This window comes from Vibrio sp., from assembly GCF_047973365.1.
GTDB lineage: Bacteria > Pseudomonadota > Gammaproteobacteria > Enterobacterales > Vibrionaceae > Vibrio.
The window spans coordinates 1-16,628 of sequence record NZ_JBKEBW010000031.1 but is presented as its reverse complement, the minus strand read 5'-3'; the positions used below and the strand labels follow the sequence as shown (position 1 = coordinate 16,628).

At 42.5% G+C, this 16,628-nt stretch carries 16 protein-coding genes, 1 other RNA gene and 3 pseudogenes; 9 read left to right on the top strand and 11 right to left on the bottom strand.

All coding sequences use genetic code 11. The features are described from left to right. Nucleotides 1-683 (bottom strand): DNA-binding protein (locus tag ACK5MF_RS05365; protein ID WP_416920085.1); only part of this gene is annotated, 683 nt, incomplete at its 3' end. Nucleotides 684-691: 8 nt separating this feature from the next. Next, a complete protein-coding gene (locus ACK5MF_RS05360) occupies nucleotides 692-916 on the bottom strand; it encodes a helix-turn-helix domain-containing protein (protein ID WP_416920083.1) in 225 nt (74 codons plus the stop codon). A 137-nt stretch (nucleotides 917-1,053) separates the two neighbouring features. On the opposite strand from ACK5MF_RS05360, the gene ACK5MF_RS05355 reads away from it, so the two are divergent. Beyond that, nucleotides 1,054-1,545, top strand: coding sequence for a helix-turn-helix domain-containing protein (locus ACK5MF_RS05355; protein WP_416920081.1), 492 nt, complete (start codon nucleotides 1,054-1,056; stop codon nucleotides 1,543-1,545). A gap of 9 nt (nucleotides 1,546-1,554) precedes the next feature. Then, on the top strand, nucleotides 1,555-2,247 hold the full coding sequence (locus ACK5MF_RS05350) for an ORF6C domain-containing protein (protein WP_416920079.1): 693 nt from the start codon (nucleotides 1,555-1,557) through the stop codon (nucleotides 2,245-2,247). Between the two features lie 247 nt (nucleotides 2,248-2,494). Here ACK5MF_RS05350 and ACK5MF_RS05345 read toward each other — a convergent pair. From ACK5MF_RS05345 to dsrO, 3 genes and pseudogenes are all read right to left on the bottom strand, one after another. Then, nucleotides 2,495-2,779: pseudogene (locus tag ACK5MF_RS05345) on the bottom strand (twin-arginine translocation signal domain-containing protein); the annotation flags it as partial. Nucleotides 2,780-2,795: 16 nt separating this feature from the next. Continuing rightward, on the bottom strand, nucleotides 2,796-3,890 hold the full coding sequence (nrfD, locus tag ACK5MF_RS05340; RefSeq protein WP_416920077.1) for an NrfD/PsrC family molybdoenzyme membrane anchor subunit: 1,095 nt from the start codon (nucleotides 3,888-3,890) through the stop codon (nucleotides 2,796-2,798). Next, nucleotides 3,887-4,654, bottom strand: a complete 768-nt coding sequence (dsrO, locus tag ACK5MF_RS05335; RefSeq protein WP_416920075.1) for a sulfate reduction electron transfer complex DsrMKJOP subunit DsrO — start codon at nucleotides 4,652-4,654, stop codon at nucleotides 3,887-3,889. The genes nrfD and dsrO overlap by 4 nt, the downstream gene beginning before the upstream one ends. A 176-nt stretch (nucleotides 4,655-4,830) precedes the next feature. On the opposite strand from dsrO, the gene ACK5MF_RS05330 reads away from it, so the two are divergent. The 6 genes from ACK5MF_RS05330 to ACK5MF_RS05305 all read left to right on the top strand — a co-directional run bounded on the left by ACK5MF_RS05330 (nucleotide 4,831) and on the right by ACK5MF_RS05305 (nucleotide 13,517). Continuing rightward, on the top strand, nucleotides 4,831-6,618 hold the full coding sequence (locus ACK5MF_RS05330; protein WP_416920087.1) for a sensor histidine kinase: 1,788 nt from the start codon (nucleotides 4,831-4,833) through the stop codon (nucleotides 6,616-6,618). Between the two features lie 22 nt (nucleotides 6,619-6,640). Next, the gene (locus tag ACK5MF_RS05325) at nucleotides 6,641-7,261 is read left to right on the top strand and encodes a response regulator transcription factor (protein WP_416920073.1); all 621 of its coding nucleotides are present in this window, start codon (nucleotides 6,641-6,643) and stop codon (nucleotides 7,259-7,261) included. A gap of 236 nt (nucleotides 7,262-7,497) precedes the next feature. Beyond that, nucleotides 7,498-9,414, top strand: a complete 1,917-nt coding sequence (locus tag ACK5MF_RS05320; RefSeq protein WP_416920071.1) for a methyl-accepting chemotaxis protein — start codon at nucleotides 7,498-7,500, stop codon at nucleotides 9,412-9,414. A 340-nt stretch (nucleotides 9,415-9,754) separates the two neighbouring features. Continuing rightward, nucleotides 9,755-11,635, top strand: a complete 1,881-nt coding sequence (locus tag ACK5MF_RS05315; protein ID WP_416920069.1) for a methyl-accepting chemotaxis protein — start codon at nucleotides 9,755-9,757, stop codon at nucleotides 11,633-11,635. 171 nt (nucleotides 11,636-11,806) lie between these two features. Beyond that, nucleotides 11,807-12,472 carry a hexitol phosphatase HxpB gene (gene hxpB / locus ACK5MF_RS05310; protein WP_416920067.1) on the top strand — a complete coding sequence of 222 codons (666 nt, stop codon included), beginning with the start codon at nucleotides 11,807-11,809 and terminating at the stop codon, nucleotides 12,470-12,472. Nucleotides 12,473-12,872: 400 nt separating this feature from the next. Further along, entirely contained in the window at nucleotides 12,873-13,517 is a 645-nt protein-coding gene (locus ACK5MF_RS05305; protein WP_416920065.1) for an HAD family hydrolase, read from the top strand. 74 nt (nucleotides 13,518-13,591) lie between these two features. On the opposite strand, the gene ACK5MF_RS05300 is transcribed toward ACK5MF_RS05305, so the two are convergent. Next, nucleotides 13,592-14,431, bottom strand: coding sequence for a histidinol-phosphatase (locus tag ACK5MF_RS05300; RefSeq protein ID WP_416920063.1), 840 nt, complete (start codon nucleotides 14,429-14,431; stop codon nucleotides 13,592-13,594). Between the two features lie 243 nt (nucleotides 14,432-14,674). Further along, nucleotides 14,675-14,797: pseudogene (locus ACK5MF_RS05295) on the bottom strand (hypoxanthine phosphoribosyltransferase); the annotation flags it as partial. Between the two features lie 198 nt (nucleotides 14,798-14,995). On the opposite strand from ACK5MF_RS05295, the gene ACK5MF_RS05290 reads away from it, so the two are divergent. Then, a complete protein-coding gene (locus ACK5MF_RS05290; protein WP_416920061.1) occupies nucleotides 14,996-15,286 on the top strand; it encodes a hypothetical protein in 291 nt (96 codons plus the stop codon). Nucleotides 15,287-15,310: 24 nt separating this feature from the next. Here the strand turns inward: ACK5MF_RS05290 and ACK5MF_RS05285 are convergent, their stop codons facing one another. The 4 genes and pseudogenes from ACK5MF_RS05285 to ACK5MF_RS05270 form a co-directional block, all read right to left on the bottom strand. Next, entirely contained in the window at nucleotides 15,311-15,712 is a 402-nt protein-coding gene (locus tag ACK5MF_RS05285; RefSeq protein WP_416920059.1) for a helix-turn-helix domain-containing protein, read from the bottom strand. Between the two features lies 1 nt (nucleotide 15,713). Continuing rightward, the gene (locus ACK5MF_RS05280) at nucleotides 15,714-15,839 is read right to left on the bottom strand and encodes a hypothetical protein (protein ID WP_416920057.1); all 126 of its coding nucleotides are present in this window, start codon (nucleotides 15,837-15,839) and stop codon (nucleotides 15,714-15,716) included. A 312-nt stretch (nucleotides 15,840-16,151) separates the two neighbouring features. After that, nucleotides 16,152-16,248, bottom strand: an RNA gene (gene ffs / locus ACK5MF_RS05275) — signal recognition particle sRNA small type. Between the two features lie 145 nt (nucleotides 16,249-16,393). Then, nucleotides 16,394-16,628: pseudogene (locus tag ACK5MF_RS05270) on the bottom strand (GGDEF domain-containing protein); the annotation flags it as partial.

Here is a 16,628-nt window from a genome sequence, read left to right as displayed (position 1 = left end):
CCTTTACGCAGCTTCGTTCCTTGGGCGTGTGGGAACGCCTCAATAAAGGCCAGCGCAAAAGCTTTCATGTCAGGTTGAGACTCAATGATGAAGTTTTCTTTGTCTGGGTTAGCTCTGCGATCTAAGTTGGCAATTCCGCCAGTTCTGTAGTCTTTGCGCCAACGGTACAAAGAAGCTTCACTGAATTTACCATCCAGAGTGCGATAGACGTTCTCATCAAACGCCAGAGACTTCGCATTGAACATCGCAACGAAATCACGTGTAGCCTGAGTGCGTTTAACGCCAATCATTGCAACATTACGAATGTATTCATCACAGGCTTTGATGATGTCGTAACGAACATTGCACCGGTTTTTACGTTCTTCCGACCAGCCATTCATTAGCGCAAGTGCTTGGATTTTTTCATCCGAGCTACGCTCAAGGTTTGCTTCAACAAACTCATCACGAACCTTTTTAGTAAGATCGGAATTGTCTTTACGCTCAGCAATCGCTTGCTGGGCGTATATGTGCTGTTGCGTTTCAGTCGGTAAACAAGAGATGTGATATTCAAATCCTTTGCTGCCATCTCTTTTTCTAAAGCTCTGCTCTTGTCTACCTGACAGTTTGTCTAGCTTCTCTCTTATTTTGTGAACCGTTGTTGGCATTTCTGGATAACCAATCAGTTCTTTTGCTGTAAACCACATGCCGTCACCTATGCCGTCTTTTTCATGTAACGACTAGGCCAGATATTTTCTGGTTTTTCGTTTAGCGCTTTCGCCACAATTTCTTGATAACTCGGACAAGGAGTACGCAAAACATTACGAAAGGTTACAGGCTTAATTTTGTTCTCTCGGGCGAGCTTAGATAGATTGGTTCCAGCTTTCTCTAAAGCACTTTTCACATCAGCGCGATGCCAATCATGAATTGTTTCCTGCATTTTGATATCCTCAAGAGTTACACGGAGGTGTAACACTGCCGTGTTGCGTGAACGTGTAGTAAATATAGCGGCTAAAAAATCCGCAAGTCAACCTGATTGCGGATTTTTGTGCTTTGTTGCGTTTTTGAGAGAAACTAATGGAAATACTTGATAGCACAAGGGGTTTGACAGAAAAATCCCTTAATAAAGAGAATAATCCGGAAGGGATTATTCCTAGTGAACAAATAATCCCTTTCAGCGAAAGACTTGAGTACATAATTGGAAATGACTCTGTGCGGTCTTTTAGCCGCAAATGTGGGTTGTCAGAGAAGACATTGCGGAACTATATCGCGGCAAAACAATATCCAACACTGGATAGGCTCGCTCTCATTGCTGAGGCGTCCGGAAAATCAATCAGTTGGCTTGCTACAGGTGAAGATCCATCAAAAAAACGGGACGAACATACGCAACTAAATGAACAGGTGTTGCAAAATATAATACAAGCTATTGAAATTATTCTTGAAAAAAAAGAAGCTTTTATTGCTCCAGCAAAGAAAGCAAAAATCATCACCTTACTTTACAAAATGAGCACTAAGGATAAAAAAATTGATTATCAATTAATTGAAGAGGCTATTGAGTTAGCGTCATAGGAGAACCTTATGTCCAATGTTTATCAGTTCCCTTGTAGTGGCCGTAGTTCAAAAGATAGTGAAAAGGACGAACCTACCTTCGATGAAGCTCTTCTTGAGCTTGCAAACAGCATAGAGCCGAAGAAGAAAGGTAAAGGATCGAAAGGTCGAACCGAGAAGCAAAGGACAGCTTCAATTAATGTAAAAGGTAATAACAATATCATGGGGAACAATAACGTGATTATTCAATCACTTCCCCCTGAAAAAATAATTCAAGAGAAGATTGTTATTCGAGATGCTGACGTACTTACTGAGGCCCAAGCATACAATGTGAAAAAATGTATTGATACATTGGTTGTTCAAGAAGTCGCCCACGGAATGTCACGACAGAGTGCTTATGGCAAATGGTGGAAGAAGATTAAAGAAAAATATTCGGTCACAGAGTACAAATCTATCCCACAAGATAAATATGATGAAGCAATTAGCTTTTTAAAGCGGCAAACTGCTATAAAACGCGAAGGAAAGCCAGTGTATAATGAGAGTGACCGAAAGTATTACTACAAGGCCATATGGGCAAGAGCACACCAACTTAGACTAAGTAAGAACTACGTAATGACTAAAGCTTCAAGCATAGTTGGAGAGACTGTAAAATCTTTAACTCATTTATCAATCAAAGATCTTAAATTGGTACATCGAATGTTCATGTCATTTAAAACCAAATAGCATTAGATTCTTGCTTAGTTTTGAAATTTGAATAAGAAGTAGTAAGATCGATTTTGCAACGGTGATTTGAGCTGATTGTTTTTTTGGTCGTTTGTCGCGCCAAATTTTGTTCCCTCTGATTTTTTTGTTCATTTGTCGAGCCTCATAATTGTCAGAGGGAATGATGACCCATATTTTTGTCAGCCCTTTAATTATCTAACCTCAATCCCGTTTAATCCACATAAATTCGGGTTAATCCATAGTTCAGTCTTTTGTTCAGTTCATACGCCTTCTTACACAAAGTCCAACAACCAAAACACATTGAAGGCGCTACTCGCTGATTTGGATTTGGAATCAAGTTGCCCTTTGCGTTGACCGTATACTCAGCTTCCAGTGAATTACCATGATGAATGTCCTTAGTTGGGCTGCCAGCTTTACCTTCAACCACGCCTTCGACCATATGTTTGGTTGTGGTCGCATAACCTGCTGCAAACGCACCTGCACCACCAACGGCGAGGCCAGACTTCAAAAACTGACGACGTTTATTGTCCATAGAACTGTTCCTCTAATTATTGATGAGTAGATGTGAGTCGTGGGGCACTGGATGAAACTAACTCGCTGGCAAGCAGAGCAAGAGCCAGCCATAGACCGAACATCCCTACAATGCCCAGTAAGCCATCAGATCCTAATGAGAGCTGATACGGAATCGGCCCAGTATCGTATTTGGCAATGGTCTGAACCTGCATCATGGTGACCCAACGTACAACCCATGCAGCACCAAGAGCCAACAACACCATCACTAGCAAACCTGTTTTGCTGTAATGCTCACGCAAACAAAACATGCCCCAGACAACGCTCAGTAGCATCAAAACTGAGATCATCGCCAGCTGATGCACCCACTCATTGCTGAGATATAGCGAAAATGTCTGATTATTCGACGCCCAAATCGGTACAAGCACCAAGGAAAGGACGCTGCTCAATGAGACCACTTTTTTCAGCAGGTTGAGATCAAAGGACGTCATTGAATCTTGCTTACTTTTGTTTGGAAAAAGCAGCCAGACAAGCAGCGTAAAACCCACAGCACCCAAGAAGGCGGAAACAAACCAAAACAGTGGCGATGCAGGCTGATTCCATAAAGGCCGAGAATCTACCGCCATAATCTCAGCGCCGGTATACACCGCAATGGTTAAGCCAGAAAGAGCGGTGAACAGAGACACTACCAACATGTGTTTATGAGAAATCTGCCATTGACCCAGCGTCAGCTTGGAAATCCATCTGAACACTTTTCCTTGGCTATCACTTAATTTCATCAAGTCATTACGCAAGTACAACCAAGCTGTGATTATCGTCAAGCCGGAAAACACGGGTAACAACAGAGAACCTAACGACATCCATGACCATGGTGTGAAATATAGGTAGAAATGCCACGCTCTGCCCGGCTGATGAAGATCGCCAGTCAGTGCAAGCGGGCCGACTACAGCGCCAATCGCCATAGTGAGCACCAACGCAGCACGCAGACGATGGCTACTTTGCTGATCAAACTTTAACGCAATCACAAACAGTATCGCCGCTGCATAGGCCGAACCGATGTAGAAGAAATACTGAACGGCCCATGGCAACCAAGCAACAGCCTGAGGTTGAACGAGAACTTCGGTAATGATCATGCTGGTTCTCCTTGCGGTTCAAAAATCGCAGATTGTCCTTGCAATGGATGAACAAACCTTTCGTTCATACCGATGTAGAACACATGTGGACGGGTATTTTCATTCGGTTTTAGAACCTTGATATCATCGCCATGCTCTGCGATTAACTGACTGACGTAACTTTTCGGGTCATTGATGTCGCCAATCACCCTTGCACCGCCTACACAGGTTTCCACGCAAGCAGGCAACAGCCCTTTTTCAAGACGATGGGCACAGAAGGTACATTTATCGGCTGTCAACGTATCATGGTTGATGACGCGTGCATCATAGGGACAAGCCTGAACGCAGTAAGCACAGGCAACACAACGGCTGTTATCAACCATCACAATGCCATCGTCGCGCTGAAAGGTGGCTTGTACCGGACAAACCGCAACGCAAGGTGGGTTTTCACAGTGATTACACAAACGGGGTAAGGTAAACGCTTTTACGTTTTGCGTTGAAGATGAGCCATCTTCCAGAGTCACTTCGTATTGTTTGACTGTGGTTCTGAACTGACCAATCGGCATTTGGTTTTCCACACTGCAAGCAACCGTACACGCCTGACAACCGACGCACTTACGCAAGTCAATAACCATGGCGTAACGCTTACCGGTTTGACCTTTTCTGTCTGGCGACTGGTTATTTCGTATCACGGTACTTGCTGTTGCTGTTCCAACACCCGTGATTGGAATCAAAGCAGCGCCAGCAGTAACGGCACTCATGAAGCGTCTTTTGCTCGTATCCATCACTCACCTGCTAAATTTATAAGGGGTCTGTGTTTATTGTCAGAAAAGCCCCCACTTGCCGATATAGTGGATTTCCACATACCCAGATCAAAGTTGATCTAAAACAAATGTAGCTAGCAGTAAGATGCTGTTATCCTTAGCCATATAAGGATTTCAAACGGACAATTCAGGCGATGATGAGAACGGGTATACAGCACATTGCAGCTCTGCTATTGGCAAGTATCTCTCTGCTGTTTTCTGCGTTCAGCTTTGGGCAATCAACAGAGAAAAACTCTGTTGATATTGGTGTGTTAGCCATACGAGGCAACTTATACGCACAGCAGCGTTGGCAACCGACAATGGATTGGCTGAACCAACAAATTCCTGATAGCGACTTTATCCTCCATCCTCTGGACTTAGAAAGTATGGCAATCGCCGTGCAGAACCAGAGCATGGATTTCATCCTGACCAATCCCGGCCAAGCGGTACGTTTGGGCAGACAGTTTGAACTGTCGTGGTTAGCCACCCTCAACAGCGGCCTAACCGGTCATTTTAATCACACCATTGGTTCAGCCGTAGTGGTGCAAAAAGACGCTCCGTATTTCAAAATCGAAGAATTAGCAGGAAAACCGATGGCTGCGGTTTCAGAACGAGCGTTCGGGGGGTATCTGACGCTGCGCTATCAAGTGTTAGAAATGGGAATCAACCCTAATGACTTCTTCGCCAATGTTCGTTTTCTTGGCTTTCCGATCGACGCCAATCTCTACCAACTGCGAGACAAGATTGTTGACGCAGCAATAGTTCCAGTGTGCCTACTTGAAACCATGCAACAAGAAGGATTATTGGGAGCCAATGCTTATCGAGTGATCAATGTGCAGACACCGAGTGATTTCCCTTGTCAGGTATCGACTCGCCTTTATCCAAACTGGTCGTTTGCAAAAACTGAGCGTGCATCTTCTCAACTGGCAAAACAGGTCACTCGGGCCTTACTGGCAATGCCATCGGACAGCCAAGCGGCTATTGCTGCCGGAGCCTCTGGCTGGACATCTCCCGCCAGCCTTTTGTCCATTGATAAACTTTATCAGGCGTTAGACCTCCACCCATTTCAAGAACCTTGGTGGAAAGAAGCCTTTCGTTGGCTGCGATTTCATCAGGAATGGGCATGGGCAGTTTTTGTATTTGTCATCGTTTTGAACGCTTATCACTTTTGGCTTGAATACCGTTTCAGCAAAAGTAAGCAGGCTCTGGAACAGACACAATCTCGACTTAAAGAAAAAAATGAACAGCTTGAACACTCTCAGCGCGTAGCGATTGTCGATGAGCTGGGCAGCAGCCTTGCACATGAAATCAACCAACCTCTCGCTGCAATACGAAATTACAGCGAAGGTGGCTTATTGAGACTTTCTAAGCAAAGACCGAATGAAGATATCGTACCGGTCTTTCATAAAATTCAAAAAGAGGTGGATAGAGCAGATGCCATTATTCATCGTTTACGCAATCTCATTAAAAAACGTAGCATCGAAAAGCAACCGAACAATATAGAAGATCTGATAACCGACACCCTAGAGTTAATGCATTACCGCTTACAGAAACACTCGGTTTTACTGGTGCGCCAAACGGAAGGTGACGTTATTGCCGCTGACATTGATTCCGTGGGCATGCAGCAAGTGTTCGTCAACTTGTTAAATAACGCCATTGATGCCTGTATCAGCTACCAACAACGCCATAAGACAGAAGACTATCAAGCGACCATTACTGTAGAGACTGAATACCATCAGGAAAACCTGCTGGTTAAGCTCACAGACAATGGCACAGGTTTAGCGGGAAATGAAATAAACGACGCCTTCTTTACAACCAAAGAGAACGGACTTGGCCTAGGGTTAGCCATATGCCGAGATGTTATGGAAACCCACCATGGTCAGATTCAGTTGCAGTCTACAAAACCTCACGGCTGTATGGTCACACTTTCGCTGCCCTATTTTTAATGGATCATCAGGAATATCACTTATGAACCACATCAATACGCAACTTCCTGTTTATGTCGTCGACGATGACGAGTCCGTCCGTGATTCGCTCGCCTTTATGCTTGAAGAACACGATTTTAAAGTGACTACATTTGCGGACGGCCAACTGTTTCTGGATTCTATCGACACAACCAAGCCCGGCTGTGTGATATTGGACAGCCGAATGCCACAACTTCGAGGTCAGCAGGTTCATCAAATTCTTAACGAAGCTAACAGTCCTTTAGCGATCATTTACCTCACTGGCCATGGTGATATTCCAATGGCTGTCGACGCTTTGCAAGAAGGCGCAATTCACTTTTTTCAAAAGCCAGTGAAAGGTGACGAACTGGTGCAAGCCATTATGGATGGACAAGCCCAATCTGCGGCCAAACTCGACTGGGTTGACGCCAAGGCTTGCTATGACTCGCTAACCAAACGTGAAAAAGACATACTAAGACTGATTATTTCAGGTAAACGCAACATCCGTATTGCTGACGAACTTTGTATCGCAATGCGTACTGTTGAAGTTCACAGAGCAAGTCTGTTAAAGAAATTCTCGGCTCATACTGTTGCGGAACTCGCCTATATCTATGGAAAGCTGACAAACAGTATTAGTCCAAGGTGATATGGGAGCAAAACTATTGGCTACGAACACATCTACATCAAACTCATTTCACAATACCATTGCTAACAAAATGTAACAATTATTACTCTTTGTTTTATTTAGGTTAATTAAATAATGCATCTTTTTTATGCAAAAACGCTAATTTAGAACTAGCAAATTGATCAAAAAAACGCCAACATGCTCACATAATTAAAAAGATAAAGCATGTTTTCATTTTGTAGTTTTAAAGGAAGTTTATGAGTATTAATAAAAAATTCATTTTAAGCATTTCTTTGTTGATATGTTTATTTGCCGCGGTATTAGTGGGATTCCAAATCACTCATACTATCACTTCGGTGCATGAAACGGCGCAACAACATCAGAAAGATGCCGTTGAAGATATATCCAGATTACTCGACACCACTGACAGTATTATGCTGCAGCGCGTGCAAAGTAGTATGAACTTGTTGAAAGAACGTAGCCTTGAGCTTGGTTCGCCAACGCTTAGAGATAGCGATGAGGTTTCTGGCAAGATGGCCTCTAACCTCTATTTTGGTGAGAGTAAACAAACTAACCAGTACGACTTAGTCGACAACCTCACCAAGGTAATGGGTGGTACTGCGACTTTGTTTTCTCGCACCAATGATGAGTTTGTACGCATTTCCACCAACGTTAAGAAAGATGGACAACGTGCGACAGGGACGACCCTCGCTTCTACTGGTAAAGCAATGCAAGCGATTAGCAAAGGTCAGAGCTTTTATGGTGAAGTCGACATTTTAGGGCAGCCATATATTGCCGGTTATGAGCCAATAATTACAAATGGTAATACGATTGGTATCTGGTATGTGGGTTATTCTGCCGACATGCAAGCAATTTCCGATGCCGTCAATAACGCAAGAGTGTTAGATAACGGCTTTGTTGCTTTGCTTGATGGCAAAGGTCAACTGCGTATGTTCTCAGGCAATACCGATGCTAATTCGGTAGCCAACGCGCTTGCGGATAAAGAAAACTGGAATGTTTCTCGCTCGACCTATACCCCTTGGGGCTATGAAATCGTTTCTGCTTATCCCAATGCTGACATTAATAGCATGATTTGGAGTGCTTCCATCCAAAGCGTCTCGATAGTTCTAGGTATAGGTGTCATATTGATTGCGTTCATTTCGATTATGGTTCACAAAATCGTTGGCAAGCCACTCAAAGTCTACGTCGATGCTATTCACAACTTAGCAGACGGTGAAGGTGACTTAACAAAACGCTTTGAACAGCACAGCAAAGATGAACTGGGTACCATGGCATTAGGGTTCAATAATCTTCTCGACCGCATTCATGAAACGATTAAACACTCCAAAGCTGCTGCCGAAGATGTTAGTCAATCGGCAAATCAGTTGTTGGCATTGGCTAATCAGTCATTAAGTTCGATTGCGTCGCAAAACAAAGATACAGAACAAGTTGCAGCCGCTTCTCATGAAATGAGTATTTCAGCGTTAGATATCGCAAAAAATACCTCGGATGCTGAGAACAATGCCAACCAGGCTAACCAAGATGTGAATAAAGTGGGAGAAACTCTCACCGCAACCATCGACAGTATTCAACATCAGGCAAGCAATATCGAAAGCTCTAGTCTTGTTGTGCAAGAGCTGGTGGATGCCAGTGACAGTATCAGCAAAGTGCTTACGGTCATTCGCGACATTGCAGAACAAACGAACTTGCTGGCGCTTAATGCGGCTATTGAAGCGGCACGTGCTGGTGAACAAGGTCGAGGGTTCGCGGTTGTCGCAGACGAAGTTCGCTTACTAGCAAGCAGAACTCAGGCCTCTACTGAAGAAATTCGCAAGATGGTTGAGCGCTTACAACACAGCGGCAAGCAAGCGTCAGAGCAAATGGACAACAGCCGTAAGTTAGCAGAAAGCAACGTTGCTCAGGCTAAGGCTGCAGATGAGGTCCTTAGAACTGTACTCTCTTCGGTCAATAATATTTCACAACTCAATGCAGAGATAGCAAGTGCAGTAGAGCAGCAACGATTTGTCGCGGAAGACGTCAGCAAAAACATCAACCTGATTCGCGAAGCGAGCGATCAGAACTTAAGCTACAGCAGCGATACCACACAAGCCTGCAAAACATTAAGTGCACTAGCAGCAGGCCTCAACGAACAGCTTTCTCACTACAAGGTGTGAATTAGTATACTCAAACTACTTGAGTTGCAGGTAGGCGGCTAGTGAGTGAATCAGCCATTTGCATTAATTGCTAATGGCTGATTTTTTTATGCCTTGCCTCACGGATAATACCAATTCCACTATAAATCCGTTCAGTACTAGACAATGCGCATAGCTATCCATCCAAGCACAATTAAGCGCATAATTCCATCGCTGAAAAATTGACCTAAAATAGGTTTTTATTCATCTCTCACAAGATCTCCTACCAGAACTAAAATAAAAAATATATAGTCCGCGCCCATAGAATAATCATTCACATTGATTATATTTTAAGTGTTAAATATTAACTTATGGGGGAGCCATGAACAGATTCAAACTACATACTATCGGTACGCTGAGCCTGCTCATTGCGGCCATTATTATTGTTATCGCAGCATTAGATTATCGCGCTTTTCATAATGAAAGCATTCATCAGCATAAAGAGCTACTAAGAGAACAAAATGCCACTATTGAAGCGACATTGGATGCAAAATTTATCAGTTATCGTAATGAGCTGGCATCGATTAATAGTTTTGACGGTGACACGGAAGGAGGAAGTTTAGCCAGTCATGTGATCCGTCAGTTGCAAACCCTGCAACGAGTACAGCAAGACGTCAGTGAAGCAGTTGCGATCCTCACGAAAGATGGCAGCTTATTCTCTTCTGAAGGAGAAAAGCTACCGATCAATGCCAAGCAGATGAACCGCTCCTACTACACTGCAATATTTAATCAGGGCAAAGACTTTTACGTTTCAGAACCGTTTAAATCAGCAACGAGCGGCAATTTGGTTATCGCAGTCATTTATAAAATCAACAGTGATACCGCAGTCACCTCCAATATCAAAGCGGAAGCGGTTCTGGGCAGTTTTGCCAGTATGAAAACCATGTTTCTCTACGCCCATGACGGTACGATTTTGCATTCACCCTACCCTGAATTAGTTGGTAAAAACATTTTTGAACAACGCCCTTTATACAAACAATTCAGTGATGCAACTCCAGAGCTCAGCTATAGCGCGAGTGTCAATGGCAAAGATATTGATTTCACTGCTTTTTGGTCTGATCTGCCACTCAGTGGTTGGAGCTTTGTTACCTTTACACGCAACCAAGAAATTGAACAAAGCGCAGACGACCAACTCATCAGTGCTGCGGCTACCGGTCTTATCTGCATTATTCTGGCTAGTGCGGTATTAATGATGATCATTAATAAATTAGTCCTAAGACCTGTCGGTGGTGCTCCAGATGAAATCGCGGCACTAATGAAAGAGATGGCAACCGGCAATCTCTCCCATAACTTCACCCAAACAGGTAAAGAAACGGGTATTTATCTCTCTTTGGTCAACCTTTCTGCTCAATTATCGAGCTTAATTAAAAACTCCATGAGCATTTCAGAAAACGTCTCGTCGGCTGCACAAGAGCTGAATGTTGTGATGAACGAAACACAACATAACGCGCAAGATGAACTGCAGCAAATGGAGCAAGTTTCTACTGCGGTCAATGAGTTATCTTCGACTTCTCAGAAAGTGAGTAGCAAAGCAGTCATGGCAGAAGAAGAAGCTCGCAAAACGCAACACAGCGTAGCAAACGGCAAACAGACATTAGAACAAAACATCAACTTAACCGATAAAATCAGTCAGTCGGTGACCAACACAGCAAGTATTGTTAGCGAGCTTGGTCAGTTGGTGTTAGAAATTGGCAGTGTTACCGAAGTCATCAACAATATTTCAGAACAAACCAATTTGCTTGCGCTAAACGCTGCGATTGAAGCCGCACGCGCTGGCGAACAAGGAAGAGGCTTTTCAGTCGTAGCAGATGAAGTTCGTGTTCTGGCAACTCGGACTCAAGAGTCAACAGTTAGCATTCAGAAGATCATTGAAAGATTGCGCGGTCAATCCGACAAAGCGAATAAGAATATGATGGAAAACGTGGATCTGATTGAAGACTCCGTTGCACTTGCTGATCAAATCAAAGCGGCATTTGAAGAAATAGCAACTGCATCTCAATCGATTTCGGATATCAATACGTTGGTGGCGACGGCTTCTCAGCAACAGTTTGCGGTAACTGAAGAGATATCTAAGTCAATCACCAATACTTTTGATTTGGTGAACCGAAATGTTTCAGCCATTCATCAAACTCTGCAAGCGTCGACTGAACTCGCACAACTCGCTGAAGCACAAACCAATGAGTTGGAATATTTTAAAGTCTAGTTAGAATTATTAAGTACATACTGCAACTTAATCCCAATTTGTGAACTCATTGAATGTGAACACAAGTTGGGATTTTTATTCATTCTGTGATAGATAATTATTTTGATGATGACAATGGCGTGGCCTACCGACACTCTTAACAATTTTATATTTTGCTATAAGGATTAAATTTTGATTGAAACAGTCATATTCGATATGGATGGCGTTCTGGTAGATTCAGAACCACTATGGCGCCAAGCTAAGGTTAATGCCGTCGCAAAATTTGGTGGCACCATTACAGAGCAGCTTGCCTATCAGAGTACCGGATTACGTATTGATGAAATTGCGAATTACTGGATTCGCTACTGCGGATTGGATGAAAACTGTAGTGTTGAGTTACAAAATGCAATTTTAGATGAAGTGATAGCGCAAATTAACGCTAAAGGTGAACTTCTTCCAGGCGTTTTGGCTTCATTAGAATGGCTTGCTACGACAGATTTGAAAATCGGTCTTGCCTCCTCATCACCACTGAGGCTGATTGAAGCCGTGTTGCAAGCATTTGATATCGAAAGATTCTTTGAAATCTATGTGTCAGCAGAGCATTTAACCCATGGCAAACCTCATCCACAGGTGTATCTGGACGCGGCAGAAAAGCTGGCAACCGAACCTCGCCACTGTCTGGCTATTGAAGATTCAGTAAATGGACTGATTGCAGCGAAAGCGGCTCGAATGACGGCAATCTGTGTACCGGAGCCCGGGCAGGAGAATAATCCGCGCTTTGGTATTGCTGATATTAAACTAACTTCTTTAGAAGAATTTATTGGCTCTACCCAAGTGAAAGAAATGCTGGCTCGATAATCGCCTTAGACAAAATAAAATGCCGATCGCAGTGATTCGATAGGCTCTGATATTTTACTTTGTTTAGACAGCCACGATTGTTTAGCCGTGGCTGTTTGCATGGTAGTAACCTTCTTCGCCATTCGTAATATCGGTCTGACCAGAGAAATACGAATGATATTAAGGCGGAATTTGGTAACGAAAATACCAGATACCCGACGACCGTTGACTCAAATAACGCATAATTTAGTAAATAATGAATTACTTCAGGTATGGAAAGTCACTACTTAGTGTTCTGTATTGATGACGTAAATCATCAGTTCAATGGTGCACAAACTAGCAAAATGAGCCAAGACAGATTTGAAGCTTGTCAAGAATGATAATATCTGTCGCAAAAAAACGGGTAAATATTGAGAGAGCTATGATTACAACACTACTATTTGATATGGATGGTTTAATCTTCGACACTGAGAGTGTTTATAAATTAAGTTGGCAGCATGCTGCAAGTAATCAGGGACTTGATCTAAGTGATGACTTTTACCAACATTTTTTAGGCGTACAAGATGGTCAATGTGAATCGATGATGCAAGAGCGTTTTGGTTCAGCACTCAATCTAGAACAATTCAAAAAAGAGCGCGATACTCACTTTCATCAATCAAGAGAAAACGGTATTGCTTATAAACTAGGATTCGATCAACTTTTTCAGTCACTAAAAAGTAAAAATCTACGTTGTGCTCTGATTACATCTTCTCCCCTACGAGATGTAAAACACAACTTCAAAAACAGTGGCTATTTAGAGCAATTTGAAGTTGTTGTCACATCTGAAGATGTCAAAAATAGCAAACCAGCACCCGATGGCTATTTAATGGCTTGTAATAAACTGAATGTAACGCCACAAGAATGCTTGGTATTAGAAGACTCACATAATGGGGCTTTATCAGGGCTTAACGCTGGTTGTCAGGTTATTATGGTGCCAGATTTGTTGCCACCAGATAAAGAGCTTATAGATAAAGTGACCGTTGTAAAATCACTTGATCAAGTCATTGGTTTGCTTCCAACAAACTAAGGTGAAATAACTCAACGCCGCTTGATTTTTCCTAAACTAATTCAATATGTTGTAAGCGACTGGTAGTGTAAAAACTATAAATCAACATCTTGCCAATGACCACCTAACATTACCCGATGTTGAGAATACCCAACGGCTTGCAAAATTTGACGACATTTCATGTGATGGACGCCAAGGTGGCTCGGTGCGTGTGCATCAGCATTAATCTGAACGGGAATATTTCTCTCATTCGCCGCTCTCAACAACCATGGTGAAGGGTAGACTTCATCGGTGGCTCCACGAAGTAGCCCCCCATAATTCACTTCGAGAATAACGCCTGCCTTAGCAACAGCGTCGAGAGTCGAAATCGCAATATCTTGATACCATGAAGCTTGCTCATCAAAAAAAGCTAAGGCTTTATTATGCTTTTTCACTAAATCATAGTGGCCCAAAATATCAAAGCCTCCTGACTCACACAGCTCGGCTACTCTTTGGTAATACGCTCTGACCATTATTTCTGCGTTTCCGCTATACACATCATTCAGCAAGATTAAAAAATCATCTAGAGACCCATCGACGCTTAGCATTGGGCGTTCATTATTAGGCGGCATCAAAATATGCACGGAACCAATACGATAATCTAAGCTGTCTATCTGCCACTTTTCATCGCTCGGCTTCATATATTGGGGTATATAATCAATCTCTAAGCCTAAATAGACTTCGATGTCTGCATCGTACTTAGCGGCTGAAATCTCTTGTAGATAGGAGTCTAAATTCTCTTGAAGCATGCAGTAATCATTATCAAATGGTAGCGGTGCATGTGAACTAAAACCAACCGACTTAAAACCTAATTTTTTGGCGCTATCTAACATATCTGTAGGTGAGCCTTTTCCATCACAATAGTGACAATGCATATGGTAGTTGGTAAGTAACATCTATCCCCCTTAGTGTCATTCAAATGATATGCGGAACATTGTATAACTACAAAACCACCGCTGATTGACGTATCACGACATTTTATGAATTGAAAATATTCTTTTTGAGTTTGCCCCTACCGTTCACATTATAAAAATGTAGGTCAAATTTTTAACCGCATCGTGTGACGGACAACTTACGAAACAAACTATGGGGCGTAGGCTTTTCAGAAACAGAGAAAAGCCTATTGCTTTTTGCAGAAATTAAATCACTTTAGATATGAAAGGTAAGTTTCGGGACTTATCTTGCCAAGGCAGACCGTATCCAACCAACAGATCATCACTTTCCATTTCATAAGCAAAATATTGAGGAGCGGGAATATCTACTCAGGTATAGCTAAGTCGCTTAATAGTTTGTAGAGTGTTAATGGTTCAGAGCAAACGCTGCCTTTTCAGATAGTTACTGTGTTAAAGGAGTCGATTCTTTGCAGTTATTCTATATAAATGGAATGTTCACTGATGAAATGACTTTTAAACAAAACCTGACAGCGTTAATGAGCTTGACTATGCGAACATGAAATTAAGTTGGAAACGTATCTCGACAAGTGCGCCAGAACGGTTTTAGTTACGCATTCGCAAGGTAACTTTTATGGTAATCGTTTATATACAGAAGTAAACAATAACTATGTATACCCAAACGGTGTTGAACTGTCTGAATACCCTATGCTTGGATATATGGGTATTGCAAAGACATTTACTAATTCGAACGATTTGCCAATGGCTGGCGTTCGAACTGCTTTCGGAGCTATAGCAGAAAATCCGGTTTCAGCTTCTCTCGCCTTTGATTTTTCTGGTCATGGGTTGAAAGATTCCTAAAAAGCTTTCGTCGTCTATTGTAGATCAGGCAGCCGATTGGCCTATTGAGAGTTGAAGCAAGTAATGTTCAAGCTCTGAATCCGTAACAATTTCAAAGTCTGTAAATAGAGCCACTGGCTTGACGGACTTGCCAACACCTTGTTCTAAACGTACAAAACCTTTTTCATTTAATGCTTTGAGCGTATTTGATAAGTTCGACTTAGCTCGGCCTGTCAATTCTGATAATTGAGTCAAGCTCTCAGGTCTCTCTGAGTCAATTAACCGCAACAGCTCAATGTTCTCAGGACGAAGGATCTGAGAAATAGCGTTGATTGATGTATACCATACTCTCGGTTCATCCTGTTGGGGTTTGTATTTGCCTTGAGCAATAGCTAGTAGCCTCATACGAATGAGCTTTTCAGACATGATTCCGATTCTTGCTTTCATATTATTTACCCTCTATTGCAGCAATGGTTTTGTCTATCCCCTCAAAAAAATCCTGAAGCAAAGTATAGCAATCATCTCGATGAACTTGCTCACCATGCATACTTAATAAGACATCAATCTCATCCAAAGACTATAACTCCAATTAATGTTATGACCAGAGTATAACAACTTATTCTCATTATGTGAAACTTGAATGATTGATGCAAACTTTACCGGAGTATAAAAGCCTATTTATGGGTCAACCAAAATCTAGCTAACGTGGTGGCATGTATAAACTATGCACGTACTGAAACAGGTAGTTTCTATCTGAATTGCCATATACCGGAACGGTTTAGAGATAGATACTGCATGTTGTGTACCTAGTTTGTGCACAAGCAGTGCAATTTTTAACCATATAGTTGTAGGCTATTGAAATATAAGAATAATTTTAGATGGGTGGAAACCCCAGCCACATCCCGGCACACACGTCAGTCGCTGTGGCTGCTCCCTTCCGGGCCTGACCAGGTTCACGAATTAGTGTTGCGGGAGGACCAGGGCCTCCATAGAGCATCTTTGGTTCGAGCCAAAGAGTGGGAGGATTATCAAGCATCGATTGCATCATTGCAAGCCTAAATCCTAGTAAACTCTTTGATTGCGAACCAATTGAACATCAATTAAACAATTTGTTTAAATCTTTTCCGATTATCGATGTTTGATGCGAATGGGGGTCACTACATTTCTCTGGTGCTTAGTTTCATACATTGCTTGATCTGTTTGATGTAACACCTCTTGCAGAGACATGTAACTTTCGCGCCCGCTAGAAACGCCGACAGCAACAGTCACATCGAAACTCACATCTCGTTCAACATCGACAAAGACAAAATGTTGCAGATAAGCTTGGATCTCTTCTAGCTGCTCACGTTTAATGTTGCCAACT

What these genes read in the sequence shown, in the direction of transcription:
- ACK5MF_RS05360 (WP_416920083.1), bottom strand. Translation starts at nt 916, where the DNA reads ATGCAGGAAACAATTCATGATTGGCATCGCGCTGATGTGAAAAGTGCT.
- ACK5MF_RS05355 (WP_416920081.1), top strand. Translation starts at nt 1,054, where the DNA reads ATGGAAATACTTGATAGCACAAGGGGTTTGACAGAAAAATCCCTTAAT.
- ACK5MF_RS05350 (WP_416920079.1), top strand. Translation starts at nt 1,555, where the DNA reads ATGTCCAATGTTTATCAGTTCCCTTGTAGTGGCCGTAGTTCAAAAGAT.
- nrfD (WP_416920077.1), bottom strand. Translation starts at nt 3,890, where the DNA reads ATGATCATTACCGAAGTTCTCGTTCAACCTCAGGCTGTTGCTTGGTTG.
- dsrO (WP_416920075.1), bottom strand. Translation starts at nt 4,654, where the DNA reads ATGGATACGAGCAAAAGACGCTTCATGAGTGCCGTTACTGCTGGCGCT.
- ACK5MF_RS05330 (WP_416920087.1), top strand. Translation starts at nt 4,831, where the DNA reads ATGAGAACGGGTATACAGCACATTGCAGCTCTGCTATTGGCAAGTATC.
- ACK5MF_RS05325 (WP_416920073.1), top strand. Translation starts at nt 6,641, where the DNA reads ATGAACCACATCAATACGCAACTTCCTGTTTATGTCGTCGACGATGAC.
- ACK5MF_RS05320 (WP_416920071.1), top strand. Translation starts at nt 7,498, where the DNA reads ATGAGTATTAATAAAAAATTCATTTTAAGCATTTCTTTGTTGATATGT.
- ACK5MF_RS05315 (WP_416920069.1), top strand. Translation starts at nt 9,755, where the DNA reads ATGAACAGATTCAAACTACATACTATCGGTACGCTGAGCCTGCTCATT.
- ACK5MF_RS05305 (WP_416920065.1), top strand. Translation starts at nt 12,873, where the DNA reads ATGATTACAACACTACTATTTGATATGGATGGTTTAATCTTCGACACT.
- ACK5MF_RS05300 (WP_416920063.1), bottom strand. Translation starts at nt 14,431, where the DNA reads ATGTTACTTACCAACTACCATATGCATTGTCACTATTGTGATGGAAAA.
- ACK5MF_RS05285 (WP_416920059.1), bottom strand. Translation starts at nt 15,712, where the DNA reads ATGAAAGCAAGAATCGGAATCATGTCTGAAAAGCTCATTCGTATGAGG.